The sequence below is a fragment of the Actinomadura verrucosospora genome, assembly GCF_039540335.1.
Taxonomy (GTDB): domain Bacteria; phylum Actinomycetota; class Actinomycetes; order Streptosporangiales; family Streptosporangiaceae; genus Spirillospora; species Spirillospora verrucosospora.
In genome coordinates this window covers 34,398-50,391 of sequence record NZ_BAABEV010000001.1, presented here as the reverse complement: position 1 = coordinate 50,391, position 15,994 = coordinate 34,398, and the positions used below count along the sequence as shown (strand labels likewise).

14 protein-coding genes are annotated in these 15,994 nt (G+C 73.7%); 6 read left to right on the top strand and 8 right to left on the bottom strand.

The window, feature by feature from the left end:
- Positions 1-36 precede the first annotated feature (36 nt).
- Positions 37-444 carry an ATP-binding protein gene (locus ABD944_RS00255; protein ID WP_345171032.1) on the bottom strand — a complete coding sequence of 136 codons (408 nt, stop codon included), beginning with the start codon at positions 442-444 and terminating at the stop codon, positions 37-39.
- 289 nt (positions 445-733) lie between these two features.
- Between ABD944_RS00255 and ABD944_RS00250 the strand changes: the two genes are divergently transcribed.
- Complete coding sequence (locus ABD944_RS00250; RefSeq protein WP_345171030.1) at positions 734-1,831, top strand: hypothetical protein; 1,098 nt, start codon at positions 734-736, stop codon at positions 1,829-1,831.
- Between the two features lie 22 nt (positions 1,832-1,853).
- On the top strand, positions 1,854-2,735 hold the full coding sequence (locus ABD944_RS00245; RefSeq protein WP_345171028.1) for an SCO6745 family protein: 882 nt from the start codon (positions 1,854-1,856) through the stop codon (positions 2,733-2,735).
- 1 nt (position 2,736) lies between these two features.
- Here the strand turns inward: ABD944_RS00245 and ABD944_RS00240 are convergent, their stop codons facing one another.
- The 3 genes from ABD944_RS00240 to ABD944_RS00230 form a co-directional block, all read right to left on the bottom strand.
- Positions 2,737-3,360 carry a DUF4232 domain-containing protein gene (locus ABD944_RS00240; RefSeq protein ID WP_345171026.1) on the bottom strand — a complete coding sequence of 208 codons (624 nt, stop codon included), beginning with the start codon at positions 3,358-3,360 and terminating at the stop codon, positions 2,737-2,739.
- Positions 3,361-3,367: 7 nt separating this feature from the next.
- Positions 3,368-4,693: a PucR family transcriptional regulator gene (locus ABD944_RS00235; RefSeq protein WP_345171023.1), complete on the bottom strand. Its 1,326-nt coding sequence runs from the start codon at positions 4,691-4,693 to the stop codon at positions 3,368-3,370.
- Between the two features lie 153 nt (positions 4,694-4,846).
- Positions 4,847-5,977 carry a serine hydrolase domain-containing protein gene (locus ABD944_RS00230; protein ID WP_345171020.1) on the bottom strand — a complete coding sequence of 377 codons (1,131 nt, stop codon included), beginning with the start codon at positions 5,975-5,977 and terminating at the stop codon, positions 4,847-4,849.
- A 164-nt stretch (positions 5,978-6,141) separates the two neighbouring features.
- On the opposite strand from ABD944_RS00230, the gene ABD944_RS00225 reads away from it, so the two are divergent.
- Entirely contained in the window at positions 6,142-7,653 is a 1,512-nt protein-coding gene (locus tag ABD944_RS00225) for a flavin-containing monooxygenase (RefSeq protein WP_345171017.1), read from the top strand.
- A 7-nt stretch (positions 7,654-7,660) separates the two neighbouring features.
- Positions 7,661-8,500 (top strand): metal-dependent hydrolase, encoded by an 840-nt coding sequence (locus ABD944_RS00220; protein ID WP_345171016.1) that lies wholly within the window; start codon positions 7,661-7,663, stop codon positions 8,498-8,500.
- Positions 8,501-8,521: 21 nt separating this feature from the next.
- On the opposite strand, the gene ABD944_RS00215 is transcribed toward ABD944_RS00220, so the two are convergent.
- On the bottom strand, positions 8,522-10,195 hold the full coding sequence (locus ABD944_RS00215; RefSeq protein ID WP_345171014.1) for a hypothetical protein: 1,674 nt from the start codon (positions 10,193-10,195) through the stop codon (positions 8,522-8,524).
- 210 nt (positions 10,196-10,405) lie between these two features.
- Here ABD944_RS00215 and ABD944_RS00210 point away from each other — a divergent pair, with 210 nt between their 5' ends.
- Complete coding sequence (locus ABD944_RS00210) at positions 10,406-11,554, top strand: S8 family peptidase (RefSeq protein ID WP_345171011.1); 1,149 nt, start codon at positions 10,406-10,408, stop codon at positions 11,552-11,554.
- 54 nt (positions 11,555-11,608) lie between these two features.
- Here ABD944_RS00210 and ABD944_RS00205 read toward each other — a convergent pair whose 3' ends face one another.
- On the bottom strand, positions 11,609-12,349 hold the full coding sequence (locus tag ABD944_RS00205) for a hypothetical protein (RefSeq protein WP_345171008.1): 741 nt from the start codon (positions 12,347-12,349) through the stop codon (positions 11,609-11,611).
- 517 nt (positions 12,350-12,866) lie between these two features.
- On the opposite strand from ABD944_RS00205, the gene ABD944_RS00200 reads away from it, so the two are divergent.
- Positions 12,867-13,643 (top strand): CAP domain-containing protein, encoded by a 777-nt coding sequence (locus ABD944_RS00200; RefSeq protein ID WP_345171006.1) that lies wholly within the window; start codon positions 12,867-12,869, stop codon positions 13,641-13,643.
- Positions 13,644-13,697: 54 nt separating this feature from the next.
- Here ABD944_RS00200 and ABD944_RS00195 read toward each other — a convergent pair whose 3' ends face one another.
- Positions 13,698-15,125 (bottom strand): sigma-70 family RNA polymerase sigma factor, encoded by a 1,428-nt coding sequence (locus ABD944_RS00195; RefSeq protein ID WP_345171004.1) that lies wholly within the window; start codon positions 15,123-15,125, stop codon positions 13,698-13,700.
- Positions 15,126-15,277: 152 nt separating this feature from the next.
- Positions 15,278-15,964, bottom strand: a complete 687-nt coding sequence (locus ABD944_RS00190; protein WP_345171002.1) for an NAD(P)H-dependent oxidoreductase — start codon at positions 15,962-15,964, stop codon at positions 15,278-15,280.
- Positions 15,965-15,994 lie beyond the last annotated feature (30 nt).

Below are 15,994 nucleotides of genomic sequence, written 5' to 3'. Positions count from 1 at the left end.
GTGGCCGGGTGGGGGCGCGCGTCGGCAGGGCCCGCGTCAGACGGAGACGGCCGGGTGGCGGCTGTCGATCACGAACCAGAGGCGGGTGCGGCGCGGGGTCTGGTCCAGGCCCCATTCGTCGGCCAGGGCGTCGATGACGGTGAGGCCGCGGCCGTGGTCGAGGCGGGGCGGGCCGCTGGGGTCGGCCTGGGCGGGGCCGTCGTCGGACACCTCGACGCGGAGCCGGCGGCCGTCGGTGGCGATCGTGACGCTGATGAGGCCGGAGCCGTGCAGGATGGCGTTGGCGACGCCCTCGGCGGTCATCAGCTCGACGTCGTCGAGGAGCGTCCCGTCGGCGAGGACCTTCGCGGCGCGCTCGCGGACGGCGCGGCGGGCGCGGCGGCCGCCGTCGCCCTCCCCGGTGAAGCCGATCGGTTCGCCGAGCCGTTCCATCCCCTCGGTCACTGCATCACCACACTCGGTTCGGGAAGCGTTCCGCAATCATTCATCTGCGCTGAGTGACCGGGCGACGCTACGGACGCTTTGATCTTGGCCTTTCCGGGGCAGGTCGGCCTTAGGTGGCGGAGCTTACGGCAGGACTCGCCGCTCCAAGCGCACATCATGAAAAACATCTCCGTCGCGTGGGGCACTACTCACCCGGGCGCACAAAACCGGGAACTTCTCCGTCTTCCAGCCAGAATCACCGCACACCTTCCTCATGTCACGCTGGGGTTCCACCCCTGGGAGGAACGCCATGCACGCGGTCGTCCTCGCCTGCGCTGCGCAGGCCGTCTACATCGTCGCCTATGTCCTTTTCAAGACGGCCGCGGGGCGGATGAGCCCGCTCTCGGGCCGCCATCCGCTGCACGCCGCCGGTCTTCTCGTGCGAAGCCCGCGCTGGCTCGCCGGTCTCGCGGTGCTGACGGCGGGCTTCGGACTCTCCGCCACGGCGCTGGCCGCCCTGCCCGTCGCGGCGACGCTCCCCGCCTACGGGCTCGGTCTCGTCCTCCTGCTGGCCGTCGGGATGAGCGGCTTCGGCGAGCGGCCGACCTCGCGCGAATGGCTCGCCGTCCTCATCACGGTCGCCGCGATGGTCACCGCGGCGCTGTCGGTGCTGGACCACGCCGCCGCGGCGCCGCACCGCGTCGGCGCCGCGGCGGCCGCGCTGCCGCTGTGGAAGGCCGCGCTCGTGTGCGTGCCCTCGCTGGCCGTCCCGCTGTGGATGTTCTGCGTGCGCGACCGCCCGGTCGGCGGCCGGCACGCGCGCCCGCTGACGGGCATCGCGTCGGGGATCGGCGCGGGCGTCCTGCTCGGCGCGACCGAGGTCTTCGGGCAGGGCATGGCGATGATGTTCGCCGCGGGCCGGGGCGCGGACGTGCCCTCCTCGCCGCATCCGTACCTGTTCCTGCTCGCGGGCGCGTTCGGCGTCGGGCTGCTGTCGATCGGCCTCCAGCGCTGCCGCCTCACCGTCATCGTCACCGTCGTCACGGTCACCGCGAAGACGCACCTGCTGCTCTCGGCCACGCTGCTGTACGCGGAGCCGTGGCCGCGCGAGGCCGGGCCGTTCTGGCTCCGGGCCGCGGGCGTCGGGCTGGCCGTGCTGGCGCTGCTGGCCTTCCCCCGCCACGAGCGCCGGGCCCCGCTCGCGACCCCCGCCCGGACGTCCCCCGAGCCGCGCGAACGGCCCGCCGTCCTGCCGCTCGCGCCGCGCACGCGGCGCGCGGCGCCGCCGTCCCGTCCGGGCGGTGCGCCGCCCGTGCCGCCGTCCCAGGTCAGCGCGCCTCCCGGTGGATGGCCGGCCGGGCAGGGCCGGGAGCGACATCTAGGCAATGTCAAGATAGAGTGGAGGTGATCCCGAGAGAGAGGACCGCGTGATGGCGGAGGACCCCGGCCTCGCACGGCAGATGTGGCACCAGCTCGAACCCCTCCACGCCCTGTTCTGGTACTCCCCGGAGGTCTTCGCCGAGGCGCGGGGGCTCGGCTACGACGTGGAGACGCGCTGGCCGAGCTACTTCGCGTGGCGCGCCGCGCCGCTCGGCGCCGCGGGGAGCGAGGCCGTGTCGGCCGCCTTCTACAGCTTCAGCCCGCGCATGGTGGCCGAGCACGTCCCCGCCGCCTGGACGGTCGCGCCGCCCGACCGCGTCCTGGAGGCCCGCCTGCGCGCCGTCGACCGCATGTACCGGACGCTTCTCGGCGACGGCGTCGGGAGCCCGGACCTGGCCGAGGCCGCCGAACTGGCCCGCGCCGCCGCCGAGGCCGCGAGCACCGCCGGACGCCCGATCGCCGCCGCCAACGCCGGCCTGCCCTGGCCGGACGAGCCGCACCTCGTCCTGTGGCACGCCATCGGAATCCTTCGCGAGCAGCGCGGGGACGGCCACGTCGCCGCGCTCCTCACCCGCGGGCTCGACCCGGTCGAGGCGCTGGTGTCGTTCGCCGCCGTCGGGGCCGCGTCCCCGGAGACGTTCGCGAGCCGCGGCTGGACCGGCGAGGAGTGGGCCGCCGCCCGCGACCGCCTCGCGTCCCGCGGGCTCGTCGACGCGGACGGCGCCGCGACCGGCCGGGGGCGCGAGCTGCGCGACGACGTCGAGCGGACGACCGACGACCTCGCCTACGGGCCGTGGCGGACGCTCGGCGCCGCCAAGGCCGACCGGCTGGCGCAGCTCACGATGCCGATCCTGGTGAAGGTGCTGGAGACCGGGCTGATGCCCGCGCAGAACACCCTCGGCATCGGCAGGATCCAGGCGCCGCCCCGCTGAGTCACCGGGTCGGCAGCCGCCAGGCGGTCCCCTCCAGGCGGCCCGTGTTGCCGAGGTCGATCGGCCCGTCGGCCGGGACGATCACGACGGGCCGCCCGGGCGCCGGGCGGACCTCGAGGTACGTGCCGGCCACCGCCACCGTGTCCGCCTCGGTGACCGTGTTCCGCCAGACGATCACGAACTCGGCCGTGCGGCCCGGACGGATCGTCAGCGGCTCCGGCCCGGCGTCCTCGACCTGCCTCGTGCCGCGCACGGCCGTGACGTTGAACGGCTGCCGCCTGTCGTCGAGGACGCGCAGCGCCGGGTAGCCGTTCAGCCGGTACGGGCGCTGCCCGCAGTTGCGCAGCTCGACCCGCGCCGCGCGCAGGCCCATGGCGGCGTCCGGCTCGTTCATCGAGACGGCGATGCCCTCCGGCGTGCAGGGAGGCGGGGGCGGCGACGAGCGCGTCGCCACCACGAGAGGGGTGGGAGGCGCCGGCGTCGCGGCGGGTCCCGCGCCGTGCCCGGCGCCGGGCACGGCGGCGGTGCCGCACGCGCCGAGGGCGAGCGTGCTGAGGACGAGCGTGCCGACGGCGGGGCCCGCCGCGCCGATCAGGCGGAGACGGGTCCGCTTCGTAACGGTCACCCCCAGATCATCGCAAATGCCGGAGACCGCGCGGGCGGGCGGGCGTGCGGCGCCCCGCCGCCGGCCGGTGCGGTGCGGGGACGGGGGCGGGGACGGGGACGGGGGCGGGGGCGGCGCGACGCGACCGCAGGTGGGCGGCGCGGAGCGCGACCTCGATGCCGAACCGGGCCTCCGGGTCGGCCAGCGCGTCCCCGAGGGACTGCTCGATCTTGCGCATCCGGTACCGGACGGTCTGGGGGTGGATGTGCAGCCGCTCGGCGATCTCGGCGGCGGTGCCGCGGGTGACGAGCCAGGTCCGCAGCGTCTCGGTCAGCCGGTCCCGCCGGCCCGGGGGCATGCCGTCCAGGATGCCGAGGCGGCGCCGGGTGAGCTGCTCGACCAGCGCGGGATCCGACACCAGCCACAGCGCGACGAGGTTCTCCTCGCACAGCGTCACCGGCCCGTCGAGGACGCCGTCGAGTGCGAGGCCGAGCGCCTGCCGCGCCCAGCGCAGGGAGTCCGCGGCCTGGCGGGCCGGCATCGCGACGCCGACCGCGATGCGGCGGCCCGGGAGCGCCTCGTCCAGCATCGCGCGGCGCTCGGGGGTGAACGGGCCGGGCAGGAGCAGGTGCGGCTCCGGGCACTCCAGCTCGGCGAGGACGTCCTCGTCCAGCGCCGTCCAGACGCAGGGGGCGTCCGGCTCGACGGCGACCAGCGTGACCTGGTCCGGAAGCGGCCACCCCGCCCCGTCGGCCGCCTCCTTGAGGTCGGCGGCCGTGGCGGGCTCGGCGCCGTCCGGGCCGGGGACGGCGAGGAGGAGGCGCAGCAGCCGCCGGCGCCGCTCGTCCAGCGCGCGGATGGGACGCGCCCTGGCGTTCCGGTGTCCGTCGAGCGACTGCGCGGCCAGCTCGTCCATGTAGGCCAGCAGCGCGTCGGCCAGCCGCGACAGCACGGCCGACGAGATGTCGTGGCGCGGCGCGACCTTCATGACGCGGCGCCAGGCGACCTGCCCGCCGATCCGGTACGCGGCCTGGAGGCTGTCCATGCTGCGCCCCTCGTGCGCCTCGTACTGGCCGAGCATCCGCGCCGTCCCGGCCGGATCGTCGCCGGCCGCCGCCCCGGCGGGCGACGCGATCCGCTCGGCGAACGCGGCCAGGCTGCGCTCGACCCCGAGCCGCAGCACGTGGCCGTAGGGGCCGTCGAGCGGCCGGGCGTACTCGGGGATGGCGCGGCGGATCTCGGCGACGATCTCCTCGGCGAGGCTCGGCAGCTCCGGCCGGATCAGCTCGGCGAGCCGCGGCGGGAGAGGCGCGGCGAGCTCGGCGGGAACACCCGATGCGAGGGCTCGGTTCATCGGCACACCTCCGTCTGGCCCGCGTGCCCGGCTGCGCGGCGGGACGTCCCGACCGTACGCACCGCGCGCACCCTTCTTCTGTAGGGCGGAGGAACAAAAGCCCGCGGCCGCTGCTCATCCGCTTATAAGCGAGCCCGCGCACCAGCACCGGGATCAGGCGCAGAAGGCGGTGTCGGCGGCCTTGGCGAGGTCGGCCCGGAAGGTCTTGTCGTACTCCAGCTTGGACTCGTTGTAGGTGATGACGGCCTGGCTGCGTCCGTCGGCGCTGGTGTAGGTCCAGGTCCGGTATCCGGGGAAGCCGCCGTCGTGGCCCCACGCGTACCCGCAGGAGAACTTGACGCGGGCGACGCCGAGGCCGTAGTCCTCCACGACCCCGTCGTCGTCGACCGGCCGGACGGTCCGCATCTCGCGCATCTGCTTCGGCGGCAGCAGCCTGCCGGTGAACAGGGCGCGGTGGAAGCGGGCCACGTCGTCGACCGTGCTGACGATGCCCCCGGACGTCCTCGCGCTGGACGGGCTGATGAGCGTGCTCACGTCCCCGTAGTCGTAGTAGTACCCGTGCACGTAGCGGCCGGGGAACGAGGAGTCGGTCGTCGGGTAGGACGTGTTCCGCAGCCGCAGCGGCTCGAAGACGCGCTTCCGGAACTCGGCGCCCACCGACCGCCCGGTCGCCTTCTCGATGACCATTCCGGCCAGGATGTAGTTGGTGTTGGAGTAGTTCCAGCTCGTCCCGGGCGCGTACTGCGGCGGCTTCTCCATCGCGATCGCGATGAGCTCCGCCGGCGTCCAGGCCCGCGCGGGGTCGGTCATCACCCGCGGATCGGGCGTGTAGTCGTTGAGGCCGCTGGTCTGCGCGAGCAGCTGCCGGATGGTGATCTTCGATCCGTCGTTGCCGTTGCCCGCGACGACGCCCGGGAGCCACGTCTCCACGGTGTCGTCCAGCGAGAGCCGGCGCTCGGCGGCGAGCTGGAGCACGACCGTCGAGGTGAACGACTTGGTCACGCTCGCGATCCGGAACAGCAGCCGGTGGTCCATCGGGGCGCCGGTGGCCTTGTCGGACACGCCCGCGGTGACGTGCGAGACGCGCCCGCCGCGGCGCGTCATCACGATCACGCCGGGCGCGCCGTCGGCGACGAGCCGGCCGGCGGCCGCCCGCACCTTCCGGTCCAGCCCGTGCGGGCCCTCGGACGGGGCCGCGCTCGCCGCCGGGGCGGCGGCGAGGGCCGCCCCGGCGATCAGGGCGGTGGCCGAGGCGAGCGAGGCGGTGAGGGAGATCCGCGACATGGGTTCCTCCTGGAGGGTCGTCTGCCGAACGTGATCAACACTGCCGGTCGCCGGACCCGGCGGCACGGGGCCGAGAACCCGGACGGAGGGTGTACCTGACGACACCTGGCGCGGTGGACCTCCGGATGTATATTCGACAGGTACTCCAATAGCAGGAGGTGCCCATGCCGGACGCCGAGGTCGCGATCATCGGGGCCGGACTGAGCGGGATCGGCATGGGGATCGCGCTCCTGCGCGCCGGGATCGACGACTTCGTGGTCCTGGAGCGCGCCGGGGACATCGGCGGGACGTGGCGCGACAACGTCTACCCCGGGATCGGCGTGGACGTGCCCGCGCAGGCGTACCAGTTCAGCTACGCCCTCAACCCGCGCTGGAGCCGGGTGTTCGCGCCGGGCTCCGAGGTCAAGGAGTACATCGACCGGCTCGCCGACCGGTACGGCGTGCGCCGCCACGTCCGCCTGCGCACCGAGGTCACCGCGCGAGTCTGGGACGAGGACGCCGGGCTCTGGCGCCTGCGGACGCCCGCCGGGGAGGTGACGGCCCGCTTCGTGGTCAGCGCGATCGGCGCGTTCGTCGATCCCAGACCCGCCGGCCTCGCGGGCCTCGACGACTTCCGGGGCGCGGTGCTGCGCTCGTCCGGGTGGGACCACGGCTGCGACCTGACCGGCAAGCGGGTCGCGGTCGTCGGGACGGGCGCCAGCGCCGTCCAGATCATCCCCGAGATCGCGCCGCTGACCGCGCGCCTCGACGTCTATCAGCGCACCCCGATCTGGGTGGGGCCGAAGCTGGACGCGCCCGTCCCGCGCCCGGTGCGGTGGCTGTTCCGGCGAGCCCCGCGCGTCCAGGACGCGGTCCGCCGCACGGCCACGCGCGGTGTCGAGATGGTCCTGGTCGACCTGGTCGTCGGGCACGGCAGGGCGCCCTACCTCGCCCACGGCGGCGCGCGGCTGGCCCGATCCCTCTGGTACCGGACGCAGGTCAGGGATCCCGGCACCCGGCGGAGGCTGACGCCCGGCTACGGTCTCGGCTGCAAGCGCCCGTCCGTCTCCAACACCTACCTCAGGACCTTCAACCGGCCGAACGTCGCCCTGGTCACCGACCCCATCGACCGGGTCACCCCCACGGGCGTGCGCACCGCGGACGGCCGCGAACGCGACGTGGACGCCATCGTCCTCGCGACGGGTTTCCGCCTGGCCAGCGACCCGGAGGTCTACCGCCGGACCCCGGTGCGCGGCCGCGACGGCTTCGACCTCGCGACGTTCTACGCCGAGAACCGGCTCGCCTCGTACGAGGGCATCAGCATCCCCGGGCTGCCCAACCACTTCATGATGTTCGGCCCGTACGGCTGGGTCGGCGGCACCTGGCACCAGCTCGTCGAGACGACCTCGGCCCACGTCGTCCGCGTCATCCAGGAGGCGCGCCGCCGGGGCGCGACCTCGGTGGAGGTGCGTCCCGAGCCGACCGAGCGCTGGACGAACCGCATGCGCGAGCGGCTCGCCGGCTCCCTCTGGGCGACCAACGGCTGCGCCACCGCCAACAGCTACTACTTCGACCATCACGGTGACACGCCCTATCTGCGGCCGACGAGTGCGGCGCAGGCCGCGCACGCCGCCCGCACGTTCCCGCTGGACGACTACGTCTACTCGGCCCCCCACACGCCCCCGCGTCCGAGATGAGGTCCGCATGACCCAGCACGCCATCCAGACCCGCCGGGTCGCCTTCGACCACCCGAGGGGATCCCTGCGCCGCCACTACGTGGACGGCGACCTGGTCATGAGCCACCTCGTGGCCCTGCTGTCCGCGACGTTCCCGCCGGGCGAGGACTTCTTCGTCCGCTCGGTGCGGCACTACCGCGACCGCGTCACCGACCCGGACCTCGCCGCCCGGGTGCGCGGCTTCATCGGGCAGGAGGTCGTCCACGGGCGCGAGCACGACCACCTCAACCGGACGCTCCGCGCGATGGGCTACCCGACCCATCGGATCTCCGCCGTCGTCGAGCGCGACCTGCGCCTCGCCGACCGCTTCCTGCCGCCGATCGTCCGCCTCGGCTTCACCGCCGGGCTGGAGCACTACACCGCGACCGTGGCCGAGTGCCTGCTCACCGATCCCCGCGCGCGGGACCTGCTCGGCGACACCAGCGTCCGGTCGATCCTGCTGTGGCACGCGCTGGAGGAGTCCGAGCACAAGGCCGTCGCGTTCGACGTCTTCCGGCACGTCGGCGGCACCGAGCGCACCCGCGTCCGGACCATGCGGGTCATCAGCGCCGGGTTCCTGTTCCTCATGGTCACCGGCACGGCCGTCTCGGTGCTGGGCGACCCCGCCGCCTACCGTCCCGGACGGCTGCGCCGCAGCCTCGCCGCGCTCCGGCACTCGCCGTTCCTCAAACGCGAGGTGATCCGGCGCCTGCGCGCCTACAACGAGCCCGGCTTCCACCCGGACGACTTCGACAGCACCGACCTGCTGGAACGCTGGCGCGAGGAGCTGTTCGGCGCCGAGGGGACCCTCACCGCCAACCTGAAGTGACCGGCCGCGCCCCGGGCCCCGTCAGCGGGGGGTGACGACCGTGCGGTCCCCGTCCCGCTCGTACGCCACGACCTGGACGACCGGCAGGTCGGCCGCGTCACCGGTGCGCGGCCCCGGCACCATGAGCAGAGGGGCGTCGCCCTGCCGGTCCGGCGCGTCCTCGTGGGAGCCCAGCTCGCCGACCGACCTCAGCCGCGCGACGCCCGGCCCCGCCGCGGCCACGAGCCGCCAGCGCCGGGGCGACCGCCACCACACCGCGGCGGTCGTCGTCTCGCCGGGCGAAGCGAAGTCGCCGTTCGTCCCTCCCCGCTCCGACAGCGCCTGCCCGTCCTCGGAGATCAGCATCGAGCGGCCCGCGCCGCCCGGCGGGGAGGACGCGTCCACCGTGAGCAGGGTCGCGCGGCCGCCGCCGTCGGGCAGGCGCCCGCTCCAGAGCCGCCCCAGCCGCAGGTCGCCCGACTCGCTCAGGGACGTCGCCCCCGCGCAGGCGACGGCGTTCAGCGCCGCCCACCCGGACGGCCGCTCCTGCTCCGCCGGTTCCCGGAACCACACGCGCGGCGCCGCCGACCGCGGATCGTTCGAGGCGAGCTGGGTGACCGTCCCCACCCCGGACCTCATCTGGAACACCACGTAGTTCTGGCACCTCGGCGTGAACCAGTTCCACGGCAGTGGAGCGCTCAGCCCGTCCCGGACGTCCACCGGCCGCCATTCCGGGGACCGCCCGGACGGCACCGCCGCCCGCACGTCCAGCAGCCACGGCGGGACGAGGTAGCGCCACGTCATGCCGACCATGATGAGCTGCCCCGCGTCGGTCCCGAGCTTGCGGACCGACTCCACGCCCCGCGACAGCCGCCGCTCGAAGTACTGCGCCACGCTGGTCGTGTCCCGCGGTCCGGGGGAGTCGCGCAGCACCACCAGCGACGCGCCGTCCACCGTCCCGGCGTACAGGACGACGACGCGGCCGAGCGGCGGGTCGCGGCGGTCGCCGCGCCAGGCGTCCGCCGCCCGCCGCAGCAGCTTCGCGTCGCGGAGGAGGGGGCCCTGCGAGGGCCAGTCGTCGATGCTCGGCGTGCTGTTCGACGACCACGCATGGAGGCCGATCAGGGCGGGCGCGCCGCGGCCTTCGTCCGCCCGGGTGAGGAAGGCCCCGGCGACCGTCAGGAGCGCCGCGGCGACCACGACCGCCACGGCGGCGCGCCCCGCGCGCGGGAAGGTGAGCGGCGGCCGCAGCCGCACGAGGTCGGGGTCGAACGCCTCGATCTCGGCTCGCTGCGCGGCCTCGTCCATGCCCGTCCGGTCGCCCACGGCGCTGATGGTCCCGTCCACGTCCCCGAAGACGATCGGGAGATGGACGCCCAGCTCGGCGACGACCTCGGGGGCGGAGAGCCCGTCCCGGTGGAGCAGGTAGGCGAGCCGCTCGTGCGGCGGTAACTCCAGGAGAGCCGCCCGGACGGGGCCCGGTTCGCCGCGCGCGGGCTCGAAGAGGAGGCCGCGAAGCCGGTGCCTCCCGGTCGGCGGGTCTTTGAGCAGGGTCGCGACGAGCTTTGCACGCATGGCCGGATAGCCGCCGCGCCGCACCCGCATCGCCTCGGCGACAGCCCGGCGGGCGGGCGAGAGCGGGTGGTCTCCGTCGTCGAGTGTCAGGTAGGCGAGCCGCAGAAGGCGGCCGTAGTGCTCGCGTTCCATTCGTGGCACCGTCCCTCTCCTCCCCGCATTGTGGGCGCTCCGGCCGGTGACGGCCAGAGGCGCCGGGGCCGGGATCGGGGTGGGATGGCGTTGACATTGAAATCACGTTGTCGTCGAATAATTGACGATTGTTCACGTTCTGTTTGATCCTCCTCTCATTCGCCCTTCGTGAATCCGGCCTTTCCGCAGGCCGGGCCCCCGCACGAAACGGAGTTACGAATGAGAAAGCCCCTGCTCGCCGTCCTGGCCGCGGCTCCCCTCGCGGCCGTCCTGGCGACTCCCGCGCAGGCGGTGACCCCCAACGCCCCGCTGACTCTCGCGGCACCCGGTCAGGGCGTCAGCGGCCAGTACATCGTGACGCTGAAGTCCGGTGTCTCGGTCGGCAGGACCGTCTCCAAGAACGGCATCAGCGCGGGCCACCGGTTCGGGAAGGTGCTGAACGGATTCTCCGCGAAGCTCACTTCCGACCAGCTCACCAAGTTGCGCCGTACGCCCGGCGTCGCGTCCGTCGAGCAGGACGCGGTCGTGCGCGTCGCCACCACGCAGCAGAACCCGCCGTCGTGGGGGATCGACCGCATCGACCAGGACAGCCTTCCGCTGTCCAAGAGCTACACCTACAACGCCGCCGGGTCCGGAGTGACCGCCTACATCATCGACACCGGCCTCTACCCGTCCCACCCGGACTTCGGGGGCAGGGCCAGCAACGTCTACGACGCGACCGGCGGCAACGGCGTCGACTGCAACGGCCACGGCACCCACGTCGCGGGGACGGTCGGCGGCACGAGCTACGGTGTCGCCAAGAGGGTCAACCTGCGCGGCGTCCGCGTCCTGAACTGCCAGGGCAGCGGCACCAACTCCGGTGTCATCGCCGGCATGAACTGGGTCGCCCAGAACCACAGCGGTCCGTCCGTGGCGAACATGTCGCTCGGCGGCGGTTACTCGTCCTCGGTGAACACGGCCGCGAACAACCTCGCGAGCTCCGGCGTCTTCCTGGCCGTCGCCGCGGGCAACGACAACGGCAACGCCTGCAACTACTCGCCCGCCAGCGCGAGCAACGCCACCACCGTCGCGGCGAGCACGAGCACCGACGCCAAGGCGTCCTACAGCAACTACGGCAGCTGCGTGGAGCTGTACGCGCCCGGGACGGGCATCACCTCCACCTGGCTGAACGGCGGGACCAACACCATCAGCGGCACGTCGATGGCGACCCCGCACGTCACCGGGGTCGCGGCGCTGTACAAGTCCGCGAACGGGGACGCGTCCTACAGCACGATCCGCAGCTGGCTCGTCTCCAACGCCGTCAGCGGAAAGATCACCGGCAACCCGTCCGGCACCCCGAACCTCCTCCTGAGCAAGCGATCCCTCTAGAAGACCGCGTCGATGGGCCGTCGGAAGCGACGGCCCATCGACGGCCGCGGCGGCTCAGCGGCCCAGCGCCCCGCGCACGGTGAGGCCGTGCCGCGTGCGGAGCCGGTGCAGCTCCCACATCGCGACGGCGGTGACGGACAGCGGGGCTCCCAGGATGAACCCCAGCCGCACCACGAACGGGACGCCGCCGTAGGCGCCCTGGAAGACGTCGAAGACGGCGACCTCCCAGACGAGCAGCGTCGCGAGGAGTGGCGGGACCGTGTCGTGGAGGTCGGCCGTCCGGAAGACGTGCACGAGTGACTGCACGATGCCGTAGAGGCCGAAGGGGATGTACCACAACGAGAAGGCGCCGATCGCGAACAGCAGCACCAGCCGCCACGGTGACGCCGTCCAGTCGGTGTCCTCGGTCACATAGCCCAGCCCCGTGGCCAGTCTCGGCGCGGCGAGCGTTATCGCCAGCGTGAGCAGCGCCCCGGCGGGTTTGGCCGCGCGGCGCAGGTACAGGCGCCGGTTGGGCGGACGGGCCGCCGCGATGAAGACGGTGACGGCGATCGGGAACGTCACCGCCAGCGTGATGAGGGTGGTGCGGATCTGGGCGAAGCGGTCGTCCAACACGCCGTTGGGGTCCTTCGCCAGCCCGTAGGAGAACAGCATCCACGTGACGGCGACCAGACCGACGACCGTTCGCCAGATCTGCACCTTCTTCACCGCCGGGTCGTGTACGCGTTCCGGCCGGGACGGCGTGAAGACCGCGCTCCCGACGGCGAACGGATTGAAGAGACGCCCGAACGTCATCCGGCGCGGCGGACCCGGCTGCCACGGACCCTGCGGGGGCCGCCCCGGGCCCTGCGGCTGCTGCCATGAGCCCTGCCCCTGCTGCCAAGGGCCTTGCGGCTGCTGCCAGGGGCCTTGGGGTTGCTGCCAGGGACCTTGCGGCGGCGGTCCGGGCTGCCACCCGGGTCCGGGCGCTTGTCCTCCTCCGTACGGATTCATCGCGCCCTGCCTCCGCTTCCGCTCATCCCGCGTCCTTCCCTCGCCGCGCCCGAGGCCACGAGGAGAATACGCAAGATCTCACCGAGTGAGAACGCTTATCTCGATCCCGGCCGGGCCGCTGTCGCCCCGAGGACACGTGCCGCCGGGAACCAGGCCCCTCCGCTCCCGCACACGCGATCTTGAGTCGACTCGCCTCCCGTCACGTTCTCGCAGGTAGGAACGATTCTCAGATTTCGCTCGCAATTTCTGTTATCCGGGCGTACCCGCCAGGTCTCCCAGGTGACCGACAAATCCCTGGAAACCAGGAAGGCAGGCTTACGTGAGCGAGAGGAACAGCACGGGGTCGAGACGGAGTCCCCGGACGCGCCGCGGCAGCTACGGGCGGGCGCCGCGTCCGAGCGGGCGGTGGTGGGCCGCCGTCGGCGCGAGCGCGAGCGTGGTCGCCCTGACGGCCGGGGTCGCCTACGGGGTCACCGGGTCTTCGGAGGCCCCGGCCGATTCCAGGCCGGTCGCCGACCGCGCGGCCCCCGCGCCCACCCCGTCCCCCGCCAAGGCGAAGGCGCCCGCCGGCAAGCCCACGGCTTCCAAGACCGCCAAGCGCTCGACCGTCGCGAAGAAGCCCGCGAAGCACATCACGAAGCGTCCGCAGAAGAAGAAGCGGCCGGTCACGCCGGCGCCCCGTTCCACGGCGCCCGGCGGCGGCAGCGGGGGCGGCGGCACGCTCGCCCAGCAGGTCGTCGCCCTGACCAACGCCGAGCGCGCCAAGAACGGCTGCGGGGCCCTGACCGTCGACTCCCGCCTCCAGGCCGCCGCGCAGGGCCACTCCGCCGACATGGTCGCCCGCGGCTTCTTCGACCACACCAACCCCAGCGGCAGGAGCCCGGGCGACCGGATCACCGCCGCCGGTTACCGCTGGTCCACCTACGGCGAGAACATCGCCTACGGCCAGCGGACGCCCCCCGCCGTCATGTCCGCCTGGATGAACAGCTCCGGGCACCGGGCCAACATCCTCAACTGCCGGTTCAAGAACATCGGCGTGGGTGTGGCGCTCAAGTCCGGGACCCCGTACTGGACGCAGAACTTCGGCACCCGCTGACGTGCGGAGGCGTGCGCGCACGGGAGGGGCGCGAACCCGTCCGGCGCGCACGCCTCACTGAGGCGAGGCGAAGTCCTGCGTCCACCAGGGGCCGCCGGGGCCGGACGCGACGCCCACGCCGATCTCGGTGTAGTCGCAGTTGAGGATGTTGGCGCGGTGGTAGGTGCTGGTCATCCAGCTCGACACCGCCGAGGACGGCGTCGCGGCGCCCTGCTGGATGTTCTCCGCCCAGGCCCGCCACCGGTATCCGGCGGCGGTGATGCGGGCGCCCGGATCCTGCCCGCCCGCGCCGTCGTGGGAGAGCACGCGCCGCGCCGCCATGTCGGCGGAGTGCCTCTGGGCCGCCCTGGTCAGCCTCGGATTCTCGCGCAGGGGGCGGCACCCGTGCCTGGCCCGCTGGATGTTGGCGAGGCGGACGACCTGGCGTCCCGGGCTGAGGGGCGCCGTGGACGTCTTGCGCGGCTTCGGTGAGCGTCGGGTCTTGGACGGGGTGGGCGACGGACGTTCGGAGGAGGTCGGCGCCTCGCTCGGGGTGGCGGCGGGCGCGCTCGGGAGCGCGGCGGCCGGGGGCGGCTCGTCGTCGGGCACGGCGAAGAACCAGACGACCGCCGCGACCGCCGCCACCGCGGCCGTCCCGGCGATCGCCGCCGTCCGGGCCCCGCGCGAGGCGTGCAGGGCGACGTCCGCGCCCGACAGCTTGGCGTTCGCCAGGTCCGCCGCCGACAGACGGGCCGGGGGCGGGACGAGGACCATGCCCGCGAGCAGCGCCTCCGCCGGGGCGAGCCTGCGCCGGTGCGCGCGGCAGGCGTCGCAGCCGCGCGCGTGGCGGGCGATCCGCTTGCGCCACACGGGCGTGGGCCGCCGGTTCCACGAGGCCGTCACCTCGGCGAGGCCCGGGCACGGCGGCGTCGCGGCGAGCACGCGGACCACGAGCCGTCCCGTCTCCAGCTGCTCCTTCATCCGGTTCACGCGCACGGCCGCGTGGCGCCGCTTCACGTCCAGGGCCGCGGCGAGTTCGGTGCGCGTCAGCTCGCCCGAGACCTCTAACCACCACAGCGAGAGCAGGTCGCGGTCGGCGGGGTCCAGCCACCGGGTGGCCTCGGCGATCTCCTTGCGCTGCCCGGACAGCCCGAGCCGGACGATGGTGGTCTCGACGAAGTCGCCGCCGGGGTCGGGGATCTCGTGCGCGGCGTCCAGGCCGACGGCGGGGCGCCTCCGGTTCGCCGACCACCGGCGCCGCACCTGGTTCATCGCGATCGCCACGAGCCAGGACCGGAACCGCGACGGGTCGCGCAGGCCGCCGAGGCCGTTCAGCATCCGCAGCATGGTGTCCTGGACGACGTCGTCCACGTCCGCGTGGCCGTCCAGCGCCCGGCCGACGACGTTGTACACCAGCGGCAGGCAGGTCGACACCAGCCGTTCCCTCGCCGCCGCGTCGCCGGCCTGCGCCGCCGCGACCAGCCGCTCCTCGCCGCCGTCCATCCGCATCCCTTCGCGCCACCGGACCGAACCGTTCGGCCACGCCAGAAGAGACCCCGCCACCCTCCCGTCGATTACAGAAAAACTAGGACATGTCCGAGCGGGCGGGCCGTCCGGCCCGGCGGCGCGTCCCGCGGTTCACCGGCGGGAGCGGCTCACACCAGTGAGGCGTCGCGCGACGCGGGATCCGCCGCGATGAGCGTGACGGACTCCCTGACCGTCTCCAGCGCCGCCGCCCGTTCCTGGTCGGTCATGTGGGCCGGTCCATAGGTGACCACGGGGTCGAGCACCCGGTAGCCGACGAACTCCAGCATTCCGCGATGGATGTGGAACAGGAAGTCGTCCATGGAGCCGAAGACGCCAGGCTGGAACATCTCGCTGGGACCGCCGGTCGTGAACAGCAGCATCGCTCGCTTGCCGGCGAGGGCCGCGTTCTCGAAGAGACCGTGGTCGCCGCCGAAGACCGCCCCCATGGCGAAGACGCGGTCCACCCATCCCTTGAGGATCGCGGGCAGCGAGAACCACCACATCGGGAACGACAGCACGAGCAGGTCGGCGGCGAGCAGGCGGTCGAGGTGGGCCTGGACGGTCGCGTCGAGCGTCCCTTCCCTGACCGCGCGCATCTGCTCGGCCTGCGGCTTGAAGTGGCCCTCCACCGAGGGGAAGTCGTCGCGGGCGAGGGTCGGGGCCCAGGCGTCGGCGTAGAGGTCGAGGACGTCGACGCGGTAACCGGCCTCGCGCAGGGCCTGGGCCGCGGTGGTCATCTGGGCGGTGCTGAACGAGCGGGGCTCGGGATGGGCGTGGACGATCAGGGCGAGGGGAGCGGCATCCGAGGTCGACATGGGAAAATCATATCGACATATCGCGATTCG

Excerpts from the sequence above, each read along its gene's own strand:
- ABD944_RS00250 (WP_345171030.1), top strand. The coding sequence starts at position 734 with ATGCACGCGGTCGTCCTCGCCTGCGCTGCGCAGGCCGTCTACATCGTC.
- ABD944_RS00245 (WP_345171028.1), top strand. The coding sequence starts at position 1,854 with ATGGCGGAGGACCCCGGCCTCGCACGGCAGATGTGGCACCAGCTCGAA.
- ABD944_RS00235 (WP_345171023.1), bottom strand. The coding sequence starts at position 4,693 with ATGAACCGAGCCCTCGCATCGGGTGTTCCCGCCGAGCTCGCCGCGCCT.
- ABD944_RS00230 (WP_345171020.1), bottom strand. The coding sequence starts at position 5,977 with ATGTCGCGGATCTCCCTCACCGCCTCGCTCGCCTCGGCCACCGCCCTG.
- ABD944_RS00225 (WP_345171017.1), top strand. The coding sequence starts at position 6,142 with ATGCCGGACGCCGAGGTCGCGATCATCGGGGCCGGACTGAGCGGGATC.
- ABD944_RS00220 (WP_345171016.1), top strand. The coding sequence starts at position 7,661 with ATGACCCAGCACGCCATCCAGACCCGCCGGGTCGCCTTCGACCACCCG.
- ABD944_RS00210 (WP_345171011.1), top strand. The coding sequence starts at position 10,406 with ATGAGAAAGCCCCTGCTCGCCGTCCTGGCCGCGGCTCCCCTCGCGGCC.
- ABD944_RS00205 (WP_345171008.1), bottom strand. The coding sequence starts at position 12,349 with ATGACGTTCGGGCGTCTCTTCAATCCGTTCGCCGTCGGGAGCGCGGTC.
- ABD944_RS00195 (WP_345171004.1), bottom strand. The coding sequence starts at position 15,125 with ATGGACGGCGGCGAGGAGCGGCTGGTCGCGGCGGCGCAGGCCGGCGAC.
- ABD944_RS00190 (WP_345171002.1), bottom strand. The coding sequence starts at position 15,964 with ATGTCGACCTCGGATGCCGCTCCCCTCGCCCTGATCGTCCACGCCCAT.